Origin of the sequence: Deinococcus sp. YIM 77859 (genome assembly GCF_000745175.1) — a bacterium.
Classification (GTDB): domain Bacteria; phylum Deinococcota; class Deinococci; order Deinococcales; family Deinococcaceae; genus Deinococcus.
In genome coordinates, this window is the sequence record NZ_JQNI01000002.1 from 837,501 (window position 1) to 851,748 (window position 14,248).

Annotated in this window: 15 protein-coding genes (1 of these 15 running past the window's edge); 2 read left to right on the forward strand and 13 right to left on the reverse strand. The window is 68.2% G+C overall.

The window, feature by feature from the left end; translation table 11 throughout:
• On the reverse strand, nucleotides 1–314 hold the 5' portion of the coding sequence (gene alr / locus EI73_RS04205) for an alanine racemase (RefSeq protein WP_034387707.1). Its footprint begins 745 nt before the window's first position; only the first 314 of its 1,059 coding nucleotides appear in the window; its start codon is at nucleotides 312–314; its stop codon lies off the left edge, out of view.
• Nucleotides 315–372: 58 nt separating this feature from the next.
• On the opposite strand from alr, the gene EI73_RS04210 reads away from it, so the two are divergent.
• A complete protein-coding gene (locus tag EI73_RS04210; RefSeq protein ID WP_034384547.1) occupies nucleotides 373–2,331 on the forward strand; it encodes a hypothetical protein in 1,959 nt (652 codons plus the stop codon).
• 86 nt (nucleotides 2,332–2,417) lie between these two features.
• Nucleotides 2,418–2,855 (forward strand): hypothetical protein, encoded by a 438-nt coding sequence (locus EI73_RS04215; protein WP_034384549.1) that lies wholly within the window; start codon nucleotides 2,418–2,420, stop codon nucleotides 2,853–2,855.
• Nucleotides 2,856–2,878: 23 nt separating this feature from the next.
• Here EI73_RS04215 and EI73_RS04220 read toward each other — a convergent pair whose 3' ends face one another.
• The 12 genes from EI73_RS04220 to tsf form a co-directional block, all read right to left on the reverse strand.
• Nucleotides 2,879–3,568 (reverse strand): ABC transporter ATP-binding protein, encoded by a 690-nt coding sequence (locus EI73_RS04220; protein ID WP_081908955.1) that lies wholly within the window; start codon nucleotides 3,566–3,568, stop codon nucleotides 2,879–2,881.
• Nucleotides 3,568–4,728: an ABC transporter permease gene (locus EI73_RS04225; protein WP_034387712.1), complete on the reverse strand. Its 1,161-nt coding sequence runs from the start codon at nucleotides 4,726–4,728 to the stop codon at nucleotides 3,568–3,570. Before EI73_RS04225 ends, EI73_RS04220 begins: the two co-directional genes overlap by 1 nt.
• Nucleotides 4,729–4,802: 74 nt before the next feature.
• Complete coding sequence (locus tag EI73_RS04230) at nucleotides 4,803–5,642, reverse strand: S9 family peptidase (protein ID WP_034384551.1); 840 nt, start codon at nucleotides 5,640–5,642, stop codon at nucleotides 4,803–4,805.
• A gap of 43 nt (nucleotides 5,643–5,685) precedes the next feature.
• The gene (locus EI73_RS04235; RefSeq protein ID WP_034384553.1) at nucleotides 5,686–6,765 is read right to left on the reverse strand and encodes an acyltransferase; all 1,080 of its coding nucleotides are present in this window, start codon (nucleotides 6,763–6,765) and stop codon (nucleotides 5,686–5,688) included.
• Between the two features lie 45 nt (nucleotides 6,766–6,810).
• Nucleotides 6,811–7,920 (reverse strand): prephenate dehydrogenase, encoded by a 1,110-nt coding sequence (locus EI73_RS04240; RefSeq protein ID WP_034384554.1) that lies wholly within the window; start codon nucleotides 7,918–7,920, stop codon nucleotides 6,811–6,813.
• Nucleotides 7,921–7,974: 54 nt separating this feature from the next.
• On the reverse strand, nucleotides 7,975–8,625 hold the full coding sequence (locus EI73_RS04245) for a glycosyltransferase family 2 protein (RefSeq protein ID WP_369699454.1): 651 nt from the start codon (nucleotides 8,623–8,625) through the stop codon (nucleotides 7,975–7,977).
• A gap of 35 nt (nucleotides 8,626–8,660) precedes the next feature.
• Nucleotides 8,661–9,788, reverse strand: coding sequence for an RIP metalloprotease (locus EI73_RS04250; RefSeq protein ID WP_034387715.1), 1,128 nt, complete (start codon nucleotides 9,786–9,788; stop codon nucleotides 8,661–8,663).
• Entirely contained in the window at nucleotides 9,785–10,951 is a 1,167-nt protein-coding gene (gene dxr / locus EI73_RS04255; protein WP_034384558.1) for a 1-deoxy-D-xylulose-5-phosphate reductoisomerase, read from the reverse strand. Before dxr ends, EI73_RS04250 begins: the two co-directional genes overlap by 4 nt.
• A 68-nt stretch (nucleotides 10,952–11,019) precedes the next feature.
• Entirely contained in the window at nucleotides 11,020–11,850 is an 831-nt protein-coding gene (locus EI73_RS04260; protein ID WP_034384560.1) for a phosphatidate cytidylyltransferase, read from the reverse strand.
• A 109-nt stretch (nucleotides 11,851–11,959) separates the two neighbouring features.
• Nucleotides 11,960–12,511: a ribosome recycling factor gene (gene frr / locus EI73_RS04265; RefSeq protein ID WP_034384561.1), complete on the reverse strand. Its 552-nt coding sequence runs from the start codon at nucleotides 12,509–12,511 to the stop codon at nucleotides 11,960–11,962.
• Between the two features lie 34 nt (nucleotides 12,512–12,545).
• The gene (gene pyrH, locus EI73_RS04270; protein WP_034384563.1) at nucleotides 12,546–13,253 is read right to left on the reverse strand and encodes a UMP kinase; all 708 of its coding nucleotides are present in this window, start codon (nucleotides 13,251–13,253) and stop codon (nucleotides 12,546–12,548) included.
• A gap of 117 nt (nucleotides 13,254–13,370) precedes the next feature.
• Nucleotides 13,371–14,177 carry a translation elongation factor Ts gene (tsf, locus tag EI73_RS04275; protein ID WP_034387717.1) on the reverse strand — a complete coding sequence of 269 codons (807 nt, stop codon included), beginning with the start codon at nucleotides 14,175–14,177 and terminating at the stop codon, nucleotides 13,371–13,373.
• Between the last annotated feature and the right edge of the window lie 71 nt (nucleotides 14,178–14,248).

A 14,248-nucleotide genomic window follows, 5' to 3' on the forward strand; every position in this document is an offset into this window, starting at 1 on the left:
GCCAGCGACGCGACGGGAAGGCGCACCCCCAAGTCCGCGAGCGGCCCCACCTCCTCCGGCGCGGGCGGGGTCAGCAGCAGAACCGGTTTGCCCGGAAGCAGGGCGGCCAGGGTCGCCGCTTCACGCGGCACCGCGACCGCAAAGCCCCACACGTCCGGGTGGCCCGCTGCGAGACGAACCACGGTCTCCAGGCCGTGGCCATAGGCTTCGGCCTTGACGGGCAGCAACAGCCTGACCCCGGCCCGCCGAGCCAAGGCCGTGAGGTTACCCCAAAGGGCGGATTCGGAGATCAGGGCCTGCGCTCGTGCCAGCATCGCCCGCATGGTAGCGGGCAGGCCGCGCCGGAGGGCAGTATGCTGGCAGGCAGTGACCATGCGACCCGTCCTCTCCCCCGCACTGTCCCGCACCGCGCGACTCCTTGCCGCCCTGCTCGGCACTTCCGCTCTCTTCGGCTCGGCCCTCGCCCAGACGGGTGGCGTGCTGCCGCTGGTCTCGGTGGGCGAGAAGTGGCCGCAGGCGCAGGAGACGTACACCATCCGTGTCGCTCCCCAGGACGCGGGGAAGCCCCTGGGGTTAGAGGTGTATAGCCCCACCTTTAACCTCGCGGACTATGTGGACGGTCGCCGGGGAGAGGGGTACTTCGGGGATGAGCTGTACCGGAAAAACGAGCCCTTTGAAACGACCTTTACCCTAACTGGTCCCGCGGGGACCGTGTTCGAGCGGCGCTACGCCGCCAACCGCGAGCACACCTGGGAAAGCCTCTACGCGGGGGGGCTGCCGGCGGGCACCTATACCCTCAAGGTCACCAGCCGGGGCGACGGCAAAAACGCCTTTGCGCTGCGGACCGCTGCCCCCTTTGGCCTGGAGACCAGTGACTTTTCCGTCAATGCCCGCGACACCGAGCAGACGCCCCTGCTGGCCGCGCGGCTGAATGTCCCCGCCGAGTGGGTCGGTCAGACGGTCACGCTGTTGAATTACGACCTCGATGGCCCGCGGGAGGCCGAAACCTGGGTGGTGTTCCCGAACGGAACACGCGTCGCCCTCACGCCCAGTGAGGACGGCCAGGCGGCCACCGACCGCTTCACAGTCACGCCCGAGCTGGTCGGGGAGTGGCAGGTCTTTCTCCGCGTGCTCCCCACCACCCGGCAGTACAGTAACGCCGTTCGCTACGCCTTTCGGCTGGGAGAGCAGGCGATCACGGCGCGTGTGGGTGGCTTCAGTCCGCCCCCCCAGCTCAAGCTGGCCAACCAACTGCTGGTGGAGGTGGTTGATCCCCAGGGCCAGCCCATTCCCGGAGCGAGCTACACGCTGGTGGGAGACAGCGTGGTGCGGCCCACGCTGCCCGCCGGGTACGTGCCGGTCGGCAGCAGCATCGTCATGGGGACAGGCAACGTCGTCTCGCCCACCGAGGTGCGTTACCAGCCCGGCTTTAACAAGATCCGTTTTGTGGCTCGCCCGGCGGAGGGACAGCTCACGGTAGAGGCCGTGGCCCTGTACGGCGATCAGCGGATGCCCCTTCACGGAGTTTCCTTCGAGGTCGCGGGCCGTACCCTCACGACCCCGGCGACGGTGGCCCTCGCTCCCGGTGACTACCCGGTGACGCCTTCTGCTCTGCCGGGCAGCAGCGTGGTGCCCCCCCCGCCCGGCCGCGTGCCCGACGCCGGAACCGGCAAGGTGACGTTGGAATACCGCGTGCGTACGGATCTCACCCTGGTCACAGCGCCAGACACGGTGAATGCCTGCGACGTCACGCAACTCACGGCCACCGCCAAGACCGAGTTCCCGTACCGCCTGCCCGCCCGGCTGAGGCTGAACCTGCCCACCGGCTGGACCAGCGACTATCCCCTCGACGTGCCGGGTGAATTCAGCAGCAGCCTGCCCCTGCGCCTGAAAGTGCCCGTCCGGGTCTGCCGCACAGACACCGCCGAGGCGATTCTTGATCCCCTCGACCTGCACGCCACGGGACAGGTCCGCGTGCGTCAGCCCGGCGGCGCGACGGTGACCCGCACTGTGCAGAGCGGCGCGCGCGCGACCCTGAGCAAAAACGCGGACCCCGCGCCACAGGGCTATACCGTCACCCTGGCCCTCACGGTAGACAGCACCCTGGAACATGTCCGCCTGTTTGATCCCCTGCCTGTGGGGGGCGGCACTCCTGCCGTGCGCGGCCCTCTGAACGTCCAGGGTCCCAGTCTGGCGGGCGTCTCGCCGCGGGTCGACGGGGACACCATCGTCCTCACGCGCGTCATCCCTGGCACCTACACCATCACCTACACGCTGCTGACGGACCTGCCAGCCGACCGGGTGGTGACGGTGCCCGACCTGTCCTGGTGAGGCCGCCGGTCTTGCCGAGCCCCGTCTCACACCGCATTGTCAGTCGGACCGCTTCTGCCCGGGTGTTTTTGGGTTACCCTGTCCTCATGAGACGTGCGTGGTTCCTGCCGCTTGCCGCGGCCCTGCTGAGCGCCTGCGGCAACATGGCCGCGCCACCCACCCCTTTGGCCGGAGACCTGCTGGGTGCGCCCACCGCCCTTCAGGTGGAGGGCCGCAGCCTCAAGGCCGATGCGGCACCCGTGCTGGAGGGGGACCGCTTTCAGGTGCGGGTGCGGGTCCAGGCCAGCCGTGCGCCGGTGCCGTCCCTCAGCGTGACGGGCGTCTACGTGGTGACCGAAGACGGCGTTTGGCGGGCAGCGTCCACCCGCGCCCTCAGCTGCGGCGGGCCGACCTGCCTGCAGAGCCTGGGCAGCGGCGCGGCCCGTGGCCTGCGCTCCGGCGAAGGCGTGCAGGTCGTGGTGAGCCTCAAGGATGCTCGGGGGCGAACCATGTGGCTGCGTGACCCACAAGCCAGCATTCGCTAAGCTCCGGAAAGCAGGAGAGGGCCTCATTCCTGGTGGACGGCGCCGGTCACCACTCCGTCCCGGACCTGCAAGGTGTGGTCAGCAAGCGCCGCTACGTCCCGGTCATGGGTGATGAGAATGACGGTGCGGCCCTCCCGGGCTGGCCTGGTCAGCAGGTCGAGGACCCGCCTGCCGGTGTGTGTATCGAGGTTTCCGGTGGGTTCGTCGGCGAGCAGTACCCGCGGGTCATGCGCCAGGGCGCGGGCGATGGCGACCCGCTGGGCCTCCCCGCCCGAGAGTTGCGAGGGCAGGTGTGAGGCGCGGCCAGCAAGCCCCACGCTGTTGAGCAGTGCTCGGGCCCGCTCACGCCGCTCGCGCCGGGGCCGCCCGGCCAGCATCAGGGGCAATTCGACATTCTCCTGAGCCGTCAAAATAGGCATCAGGTTGTGGTTTTGGAACACAAAGCCGTAGTGGGCCAGCCGGAAGTCCGCCCGCACCGCCTCGGGCAGCGCGTGCAGGTCTGTGCCGTCCACGACGACGCGCCCCGTCGTGGGCCGGTCAAAGCCGGCCAGCAGATTGAGCAGCGTGCTCTTGCCGCTGCCCGAGGGGCCAACCACCGCCGTCAGACCGGGCGCAAAGGCGTGGGTGAAGGCAGACAGGGCCGTGACCGTGCCCTCCCCGCTGGGGTAGACGCGTGAGAGGTTCTCCACGTGCAGAATGGAAGTGCGCGGCATCAGATCCGTCCCAGTGCCTCGGTGATCTGGAGGCGGCTCGCACTGCGCGCGGGGAGCAACCCCGACAAGAGGCCCAAGAGCAGGCTGATGCCCAGAGCCAGCAGCGTCAGTCGGGGCGTCAGGGCAGCGGCGTCGATCCCCGCGAGGCGCTGCGTGTACGCGTTGACACCCCAGATACCCAGCAGCCCCAGCAAAAGCCCCCCCATTCCGCCTGCCAGCGCCAGCAGCAGCGATTCGGTCAGCACCAGCCGACGCACCAACGCGGGCCGCGCTCCCATGGCCCGCAGCGTTCCGAATTCGCGGGTGCGCTCGAAGACGCCCATCATCACCGTGTTCGCCACCGCCAACCCCCCCACGATCAGCGCGATCAGGCTGATGCCGAAGCGCACAGCGTCACTGATCCTCAGCGCCCGGTCGATAAAGGCGAGCAGTTCCGACTGCGTCTGCGCCTCCACATTCAACCGTTGCGAGAGCACATCGGCCGCCCGCGCGGCATTTCGCGGGTCGGCGAGCTTCACAGCGATGAGCGATACCCGTCCCTGAGCGCCCTCGGCCACCTGCAGGGTACGAATTGGCAGGAAGATGAAGTTATCCACCAACCCCGATTCCGGCGCAAGCACACCCACCACCTTCACTCGGGAGCGCCGGTTCAGGTTCAGGACCGAGCCCACCTTGAGATGCAGGTTTTGGGCGGCTTTGGCTCCGACCAGCGCCACCTCCCGGCCCTCGTCCTCGGCCGTGAGCAGCCGTCCCACTTCGGGGCGCACCTGCGGAAAGATGGCCGCGACACCCTGAGCGGCGGGAAGGCCATACAGAATCACGCTCTGCGTGACGTCCAGGCTTCCCCGCACGCTCATCACCACCGGCGTCACCGACTGAATCCCCAGTTCCTGGGCCAGAGCCTGAATGTCTTTCGCCGTCGATTCCGGCAGGTTGGGCTGCGGGGTAAAGCCCTGCGTGAGACCGTTGAGGCTCACCTGCACGTCCGGCCCGAGGCCACCGAGCTCAGAGGTAAACACCTTGCGGATGCCCTCGCCCAACGACAAAAACACCACCATGCTGGCGACCGCCACCGTGATGCCGAGCGCAGTCAGCAGCGTTCGCACCGGCCGCCGCAACAGGCCGCGCCACGCCAGTGCCCACAGATCAGCTCCCTTCACGCCCCACACGCTACGCCGCTTCGCGAAGAGAGACGGCGGGAAGGATTGCGGTTTGGCGAACGGGGACCATCCTCCTACCGCCGGCGGGCCTGCTCTGCCGCCCGGGCTTCTAAACGCCGAAAGAAGCTCGCGAGGTGCTGGGCCGTGGCCGGCGAGAACCGGTTCCCGCCCAGGTGCGGCCCACTCATCTTCACAAACTCGCTGACGTGGGGTTCGGCCCGCACGAACAGACGTTCGGCGTTGCTGCGCGCGGGCACCGTGGTGTCTTCCGGGCTGGCGAGCACGAGGAGGGGAAGCGGGGGAGCCGCCTCCGCCCCAGCGAGGGGATTGAGGCTCGGGTCGGGTTCCCCCGTCAGGCCGTACGCGGCGCCGATCTCGGCGCGGCGTTGGCCGCTGGTCCCCCAGGCAGCGCGCAGGTCGACCCAGGCGTCGATCAGGGCCACCCCCGACACTGGGTAGGGACTGCCGGGCAGGGCGCTGCGCAGGGCCAGCAGGCCACCCATGCTCAGGCCCAGGGCGTAGGTGCGGCCATTAAAGGCGAAGTGTGTGACCGCCTCATCCCGCAGGCTCGCCACCTGATCCAGGGCGGCAGGGCTGCCCCAGGTGTTCGGTCCCCCGTCATCGCTCAGCAACACGGCAAGCGGCACGTCCAGCAGCGCACGAACGAGCTCGGCGATCTGCGGGCTGCTGTGCAGGCGCTCCGCCGTCTGTCCGCGGGGGTGTGAGACGATCACCAGCGCGCACTCCTGGCGGTAGCAGGCCGGCGGCACCCGCAGGAACGACGGCCCACTCACGCGGTCCAGCCGGACCGTATCGGGCTCTTTGGGCAAGGGAAAGGGAACATCGGCGGCGCGGGCCGGGACCGGCAGGGCCGCGAGCAGCGTGAACACCAGGAGAAAAAGGACGCCGCGCATGAACGGCCCGTACTCTAGCGCCTCAAGGTTGACAGCGACCTGACTAGCGGCCAAACAGCAGCAGGCCTAGGCGCCGGCCCAGCAGCCGTCGTCCGATCAGGGCGGGAAGCACCAGCGCGATGAGCGCGTAGAGGGCCACCGTCAGCCCGAGTTCGAGCGGCTGCCCGCTGGGTGCCCGAAAACGTTCCAGGGCCTGGAGAAAGGCCGGGTGCAGCAGATAGATGGGCAGGCTGACGGTACCCAGCGTCGCGATGATGCGCTTCACGGTCCCCGCCCTTGCCCCCCGTTCCAGCCGGTACGCCAGGCCCAGCAGCGCCAGGGCGACCAGCGCCGTAAAGGTCCAGCTCAGGCCGCTATACACGACCGGCGTGACCGGCGTACCGCGCACGTACGCGACCGCAACGGGCAGATAGGCCGCGTAGACCAGCGCCAACAGTGGGAGAAGAACCCAGCGCCGCTTGCGCCACCACCCCGTAAATTCGTCCAGCCGCGCCCCGACCGCCAGCCCCAGGCTGATCGGCAGCGCGTACCACAGCACGGTGCTGGCCGGAAAGGGCAGGCGCAGCACCTCTCGGTTCAGGGAGTACAGACCGAGCTGGACCAGAAGCCCCCCGAGCAGCGCGGCCGTGATGCTGGGCCTGCGCCGGGCCAGCGGCAGCAGGAACGGCAACAACAGGTACACTTCCAGCGCGACCAACAGAAAATACAGGTGGTAGCTGGCCTTGCCGTACAGGAGCCAGTCGCGCCAGCGTTCCGGATCCGTCAGCGTCTCCGGAGCGCGTTGCCCGGTCCACACGTACCACAGCGCGTACAGGGCACTCCACAGGAGGTAGGGCCACCCCCCACGGGTGAGCCGCCGCCAGAAGTAGCGTCCGGGTCTAAACCTTTTGAGCAGGCTGCGGGTGAGGACAAGGGCCGACAGGAAGACAAAAGCGGGCACGGCAAAGTGCAGCGTTCGGTTGAGAAGCAGCAGGACGTCATGCGTGGCTGACCCCACCTCCGCGTGCCGCAGGCCCATCCCGGTGGCGTGGTGCCCCACAACCTCCAGGATCGTGAGGCCCCGAAAGGTGTCGATGGCCGTCAGGCGGGAGGAACCGGCGGGAGGAGCGGACGCTTCGGACATGCGGGGCCTACTCTACCCGCGCCGGGCATGAGGTTGGTCCTGCCCTCAACCCCGCCCCCGTACCTCAAAGCCCGCTGCGGACAGAATTCCGCTCGCGCGGCGCACGTCCTCGGGGCTTTCCAGGCCCAGGCGAATCGCGCCGCCCTCCTCGCGGATGGCCAGCACCTCGATGTCCTTGATGTTCACGCCCGCCTCGCCCAGCGCCTGGGTGACCGCCCCAATCTGGTTGGGCTTGTCCGGCACAGCAACCACCAGGTCGTGTCTCGGGGGCAGCAGGCTGCGCTTGACGACCGGCAGGCTATCGCGGGTGCGTTTGCCCTCCTGAGCGGCGGCCAACAGCTCCTCCGGGCAGTCCAGGTCCGCTTCCAGCCGCTCCAGCTGTCGCCGAAAACGGGCGAGCGCGTCGCGAAGCGCCTGCCGGTTTTCCATCACCATATCGCAGCTCATCCGGGGATCACCGCTTGCCACACGCGTCAGATCGCGAAAGCCCCCGGCGGCGAGCAGACTGAGACGCTCGTCGCGGGCCACCAGATGCGTGAGGGCCAGGCTGGCCAGGTAGGGCAGATGACTCACCGTCGCAACCAGGCTGTCATGGGCGTCGGGCGGCATGACCACCGGGGCCGCGCCAAGCTGCTCGACCAGGGTGCGTGCCCGGCTCAGGGCCGTCAGGGGGGTGTGTTCGGTGGGCGTCAGCACCCAAACCGCATTCTCCAGCAGGGCGGCGCGGGCATGCGCCACTCCGCCCCGCTCGCTGCCCGCCATCGGATGCCCCGGAACGAAGTTGCGCACCCCCAGCGCCTCCAGTTCGGCGGCGATCCCGGCTTTGACGCTGCCCACGTCCGTCACCAGAGCGGCTGGAGAGAGATAGGGAGCCAGCGCGCGGGCCAGGGGCGCAAGCGCCCGCATCGGCGCGGCCAGCACCACCAGGTCACACGCCCGCAGCCACTCGCCCGGAGTAGCCCGCACCTCGTCCACCACCCCGAGGGCCTCGGCCTCACGCAGCACCTCGATGCTGGCGTCATACCCGATCACCCGCCGCGCCAGGAACCGTTGCCGCAGCCCCAGCGCCACGCTTCCCCCGATCAATCCGACGCCGGCGATGGCGGCCTGTTCAAAGAGGGGGGCGGGCGTCACGGGGGCGGACTGACCAGTCATGCGGCCCACCGTAGCACGCCCTTCCCACCGTTCCTGCCGGGCTGTCCGGTCAGGTCACTCTTTCCCACGCCGTTTGCGCCGCCAGTACGTGAGCAGGTCCGCGTACATGCGGGTGCGGGCGCGCGCCCCCTTCCAGAAACCGCGCTTGGTCTCCTTGAGCACCTGCCGAAGCTGACCAAGCTCCACGTAGCCCCAGCGCGCGCCGGTCTCGCGCAGGTGGTCTGTGATGGGCAGCTCGGGCCAGCGCTCCCGGTCCAGCCGGGGCACCGAGAGCAGCCAGTCGCGGCGACAGGCCCGCTGCCCGCTAAGGTGTGGCGTGAGCTTGTTGCCCCAGTCGCTCGCAAAGCCCCCGCCCTCAAACACGCCGATCGCCATATCCAGCTCTCCGGTCAGCACCGGCCGCAGCAGCCGCTCAAGGTGCTCATGCGTCAGGCCCACCAGGTCTGCGTCCAGCATGACCACAAACTCGGCAGCGGTGGCCTCCAGCGCGGCCTTGAGGGCCGGTCCCTTGCCCACGTTCTCTCGCAGTTCGACGACGCGCGCCCCGGCCTCCCGCGCCACCTCGGCGGTGCGGTCCTGGCTTCCGTCACTCGTGACCACCACGTCGGGCGTCACCCCGCGCGCCACCCGCACCACGTCCCCGACCGTCTCCTCCTCGTTGAACGCGGGAATCACGACCGCCACGCGTGCCTGTGCCTGCTGCATCGGGCCCATGGTACTTCAGGGGGAGGCAGGCGGCACTAGCCCCGCTCCAAAAACCGGCTCACGTCACGCACCACCACGAACACCATCAGCAGCAGCACGAACGCGAAGCCCGCCAGGTTGATGGCCTGTTCCTGCGCGAGCGTCAGGGGACGGCCGCGCAGCGCCCCCACGAGGACGAGCAGGATGCGGCCACCGTCGAGGCCGGGAATCGGAAGCAGGTTGAAAAAGGCCAGGGAGAGGTTGAGCAGGAGAGCGACCTGCACGAGCGCCCAGGGACTCAGGGCAGCGGCGCGGCTCACGATCTCCGCGGTGCCGATGGGACCACTCACGTTCTGGTCCGGCGAGAGGTCCAGTGTCAAAAAGCGGGCGAAGAGCCCTCCGAACGCCCGCAGGAGTTGCGGCACAGCCTCGGCGGTCGTCTGCAGGGAGGTGAGGAAGGCCGTGGGAAGGCGAGCAGGCTGAACGTCCGGGCCATACTGGATCCCCAGCCGCTGCCCAATGCCGTTGACGCGGGCTTGCCAGTCAAAAGTGACGGTGCGGACCACGCCGTTTCGCTCCACCGTCAGCGTCTTGCGGCCGTCTGTTGCGAGCACGTCTCGTACGCTCTCCCAGCCCGCCCGGGTCTGCCCGTTCACCGTGTACGTGTCGGGAATGTCCCGGCCGTTCAGCGCGGTGATCACGTCCCCTGCTTGCAGCCCGAGCGCCTGCGCCCGCGAATGGGGCAGCACGGCCTCGATGCGGGCGCGGTCGGGAGCCGGAATGCCCTGTGCCGCGAAGTTGACGGTCATCAGCCCCAGGGCGAGCAGCAGGTTGGTCAGCGGCCCGGCGAGCAGCACGGCGATCTTGCCGGGGGCGGACAGCGCCGCAAAACCGCGGGTGGGCTGCCGCAGCACGCCCCCCGGTCCCTCCTCGGGGGCCATCCCGTCGATCTCCACGTAACCGCCGATGGGCAGCAGGGAAAGCCGCCACTCGGTCCCGCGCCACGACCTTTTCAGAAGCACCGGCCCCATCCCCACGCTAAAGGACTTCACCGCCACACCCTGCCACCGCGCGAGGGCGTAGTGCGCCAGCTCGTGCAGGAAGGTCGCCACTCCGATGATAAGGAGCGTCCACAAAAGGCCCGCCGGAGTCAGGGCCGCCGCGATGCTCTGGAAGAGATTCACGCCCGCACCCCCGCCGCGACGAGTTCCCGTGCTCGTGCCGTTGCCCAAGCCGCTGTCTGCGCGAGGGTGTCCCAGGTCAGGGGCCCAGGCGGCGTCTCGTCAAGCACGCGCTCGATCAGCCGGGGAATATCCAGAAAACCGATTCTTCCGGCCAGAAAGGCAGGCACGGCCACCTCATCCGCGGCGTTCAGCGCCGTGGGCAGCAGCCCCCCCGCCTCGCCCGCTCGGTAGGCCAGGCCGAGGCAGGGGAAACGGGCGGTGTCCGGCTCGCGGAACTCCCAACGGCCCCGCAGAAGCCAGCCCAGGTGCCCGGCGACTTCTGGCCCCCGCCGCGCGCCGCGCACGTCGCCGGGGTGGCGCATGCCGGTGGGGGCGGCATCGATGGCATACGCGATCGCCAGCCGCATGTCGGTTGGACCGAACTGCCCCTTGAGGCTGCCGTCCCGGAAACGCACCGCCGCGTGCACCACGCTCTGCGGGTGAATCACCACGCCGACCTGCGAGAGGGGCAGGCCGTAGAGCGCGGCGCATTCCATCACCTCCAGGCCCTTATTGAGCAGCGTGGCCGAGTCGACGGTAATCTTGGGCCCCATGCTCCAGGAGGGATGCTTCAGCGCCTGCTCGGGTGTGACGCCACTCAAGTCCGCCGGGCCATCCCGAAACGGCCCACCGCTCGCCGTGAGGATGAGTTCAGCCACGTCCCCCAGGTGCTCTCCGGTCAGGCACTGGTACACGCCGGTATGCTCGGAGTCCACCGGCACCAGGCGGCCACCACCCCGCGCCGCTGCCCCCCAGATGAGATCCGCCGCCGTGACCATCGCCTCCTTTGTCGCGAGGGCCACCGCCCGCCCCGCCTCCAGGGCCGCCCGCGTTGGGAGAAGCCCCGGCAGACCGCTCATGGCATTCACCACCACGTCCGCAGGCAGGACCGCGACTTCCAGCGGGTCGGCAATCACACGCACGCCTGCCAGCCGGTCCCGCGCCTGTGCGAACACTTCCGGCGCCACGCTCACCACCTCGGGCCGGAACTCGCGCACCTGCGCCTCCAGCACGTCGAGGTTCCGTCCTGCCGCCAGTGCCCCGACCTCCCAGCTCCGCTCGCGCGCCACGTCAAGCGCCTGCGTGCCGATGCTGCCCGTACTGCCCAGAACCGTCAGTCTCACAAAAGACAGGATGGCGCATGGGGAAGGGCCCTGTCAGTGGCCCGCGGTGAGGGCCTGGAGAAACAGCGCTAGCGCGTAAACACGCTGATGTTCAAAAACAGGTACGTCGCCGGTACCGCAAAGAGCAGGCTGTCAAGTCGGTCGAGAAAGCCGCCGTGGCCCGGGAGACTCGTGCCGCTGTCCTTGGTCCTCAGGGCACGTTTCAGCAGGCTTTCGGCCAGGTCACCAAGCTGTGAGGCGCTGGCCACCAGAATGGAGTACAGCAGGGCCTCCAGCGGAGACCAGATGTGGGTGAGCTGCGAGAGGACAAGCACCGTCAGGAAGCTGAAGGCAAAGCCGCCGATAGCCCCTTCCACCGTCTTGCCGGGGCTGATCTCCGGCGCGAGCTTCCGCCGGCCGAAAAAGTGGCCGCCGAAGTACCCACCGATGTCCGCCGCAAAGGTGGCGAGCAGCGGCAGCGCGAAATACAGCAGGCCCTGCGTCGCGTCCGGCGTGTAGCGCAGCATCAGGAAGTAGCCCAAGAGCCAAGGAATGTACAGCAGCCCAAAGAGCGAGTACACGACCCGTTCCAGCGGCCGCTCACCGGGGCGAATCACCTCGATCACCAGCAGGTACCCCAGCGCGACCGTGAGCACCACCTCCCGCCATGAGCCGCCCGGCCAGGGCGCTGCGGGAATCATGGGCAGGCTCGCCACGATGATCGCCGCCCCGAACACCCCCAGCGAGATGCGCCGCACGTCGATGTCGTTGCGGTCCAGCATACGAATGTACTCAAAGAGGCCCATCACCGCGACAAGCACGAGCAGGGGCAGCATCGCCATCCACCCCAGCCACACGACCACGCTGATGATGCCAAAGCCCACCACCGAAGTGAGGACACGCGTGCTCAGAGACTCCACGGGCAGCTCCTGCAAAGGACTGGCCGCGGGCGACCGGCGCCCAGCCCCGTACCCATAAGAACGTGCCGCCGGAGGCCCCGGCGGTCACTTTGTCTGGAGGCCAGCCGCCTCACCCGAGAATTTCCTGCTCCTTCTTGTGGAGGGTATCGTCAACACGCCGGATGTACTCGTCGGTGATTTTCTGCACCTCGGTCTCGGCACGCTTGATCTCGTCGTCGCCAACGCCCTCGAGCTTCTTCACCTCGTCGAGCGCCTGCTTGCGGATGCTGCGAATGGCGACGCGGGCCTCCTCGGCGTAGTTCTTGGCGTTTTTCACCAGGTCGCGGCGGCGCTCCTCGGTCAGCATCGGCAGGCTGATAAAGATGGTGTCACCCTTGTTGTTGGGGTTCAGGCCCAGGTCGCTGTCGCGGATCGCCTTTTCAATCGGGTTCAGCGCTCCGCGGTCCCAGGGCGTGATCACCAGCGTGCGCGCGTCCGGCGTGGTGATGCTCGCCACCTGATCGATCGGCATGGTGGAGCCGTAGTACTCGACCATGACCTTTCTGAGGATGCCGGGATTCGCGCGCCCGGTCCGCAGCACGCTGAGGTTATTCTCCAGCGCCTCGATGGCTTTGCCCATGCGCTCGCGCGCGTCCGCCTGAATCGCTTTCATATCTGGCATGAGGAAGTCTCCTTTGGGTGGGATTCTAGCCCGTTCAGCTCGCGATCAGCGTGCCGACCCGCTCGCCGGCAAAGAGGCGGCGCAGATTCCCCGGCTCAAAGAGATCGAACACCACGATGGGAAGGTTTTTGTCCATGCAGAGGGTGAGGGCCGTGGTGTCCATCACTTCCAAGCGGCGCTCCACAACCTCGCGGTGGGTGGCCGTATCGATCCAACGGGCGTCTGGGTTCTTGCGCGGATCGCTGTCGTACACGCCGTCCACCTTGTTTTTCGCCATAAGCACCACATCTGCGCCGATCTCCAGCGCGCGCAGGGTCGCGGTCGTGTCGGTCGTAAAAAAGGGCGCGCCGTTTCCTCCGCCGAAAATCACCACCCGGCCTTTTTCCAGGTGCCGGATCGCCCGGCGGCGGATGTAGGGCTCGGCCACCGCCGCCATCTGGATGGCCGTCATCACGCGCGTGGGCTGGCCCGCCGCTTCCATCGCATCCTGAAGAGCCATCGCGTTCATCACGGTGCCCAGCATTCCGATGTAGTCGGCGGTGGCAGGGTCCATGCCCTGCCCGTTGCGCGCGCCGCGCCAGAGGTTGCCACCGCCGATCACGATGGCGAGTTCTACGCCTGTGCCCGCATGGGCCTCGGTAATCAGGCGGGCCAGGTCCGCCGTCGTGTCGGGGTTGATGCCGAAACCGGAGTCCCCTGCCAGAAATTCACCGGAAAGCTTGAGCAAAACGCGTTTGTACATGCATCACCTCAGGGGAAGGAAGGGCCACAAAAAACCCAGCGGACCGGGGCCGCTGGGCTGTAGACGGAGAGGAAGGCGGCCCGAAAAAGAGGCGGCGCATGGCCGCCCCCACGGGTCTTAGGCGCCAACCTCGAAGCGCACGAAGCGCCGCACCGTGGCGTTTCCAAGGTACTGGCCCACCGTCACGCTGTTGTCCTTGACAAAGCGCTGCTCGGGCAAAACGCGCTCCTCGTAGAACTTGCCAAGCTGGCCCGCGACGATCTTTTCTACGATCTGCTGGGGCTTGCCCTCGTTGAGCGCCTTGTTGGTCAGAATCTCGCGTTCCTTGTCGAGGTCGCTCGCGTCCACTTCCTCCCGGCTGAGGTACTGCGGACGCTCGGCAGCCACGTGCAGGGCCACGTCCTTGGCCTGGGCCTCGGTGCCGCCCGCAAGCTGAACGAGCACGCCGATCTTGCCGTTGGAGTGAACGTACCCGGCCACCTGCTCGCCTTCGCCCGCCTCGATGTAGGCGACGCGGTTCAGAACAAGGTTCTCGCCGATCTTGCCCGCAGCGGCCGCCACCGTGTTGGCCACCGTCTCGCCGTTTTCCAGGGTGAAGTTGCGCAGCGCCTCCACGTCGTTGCTGCCCGCGCGCAGCGCCGCCTGCGCGACCTGCTCGACCAGCGCCTGGAAGTCAGAGTTGCGCGCCACAAAGTCGGTCTCGCTGTTCACCTCGACCATCGCCGCCCGCTTGCCGTCCACGACGAAGCGCACCAGGCCCTCTTTCGCCTCGCGGTCGGCCTTTTTGGCCGCCTTGACGATGCCGCGCTCGCGCAGCAGCGCAATGGCCTTTTCCTCATCGTTTCCAGCGTCGCTGAGGGCCTTTTTCACGTCCATCATGCCCGCGCCGGTCAGTTCGCGCAGCTTCTTGATCGATTCCATCATGTTGAGTACCTCCAAGGCTGGATCTTGAATGAAAGGGGCGGACCGAACTCCGCCGGACGCCCCCGAAAGGT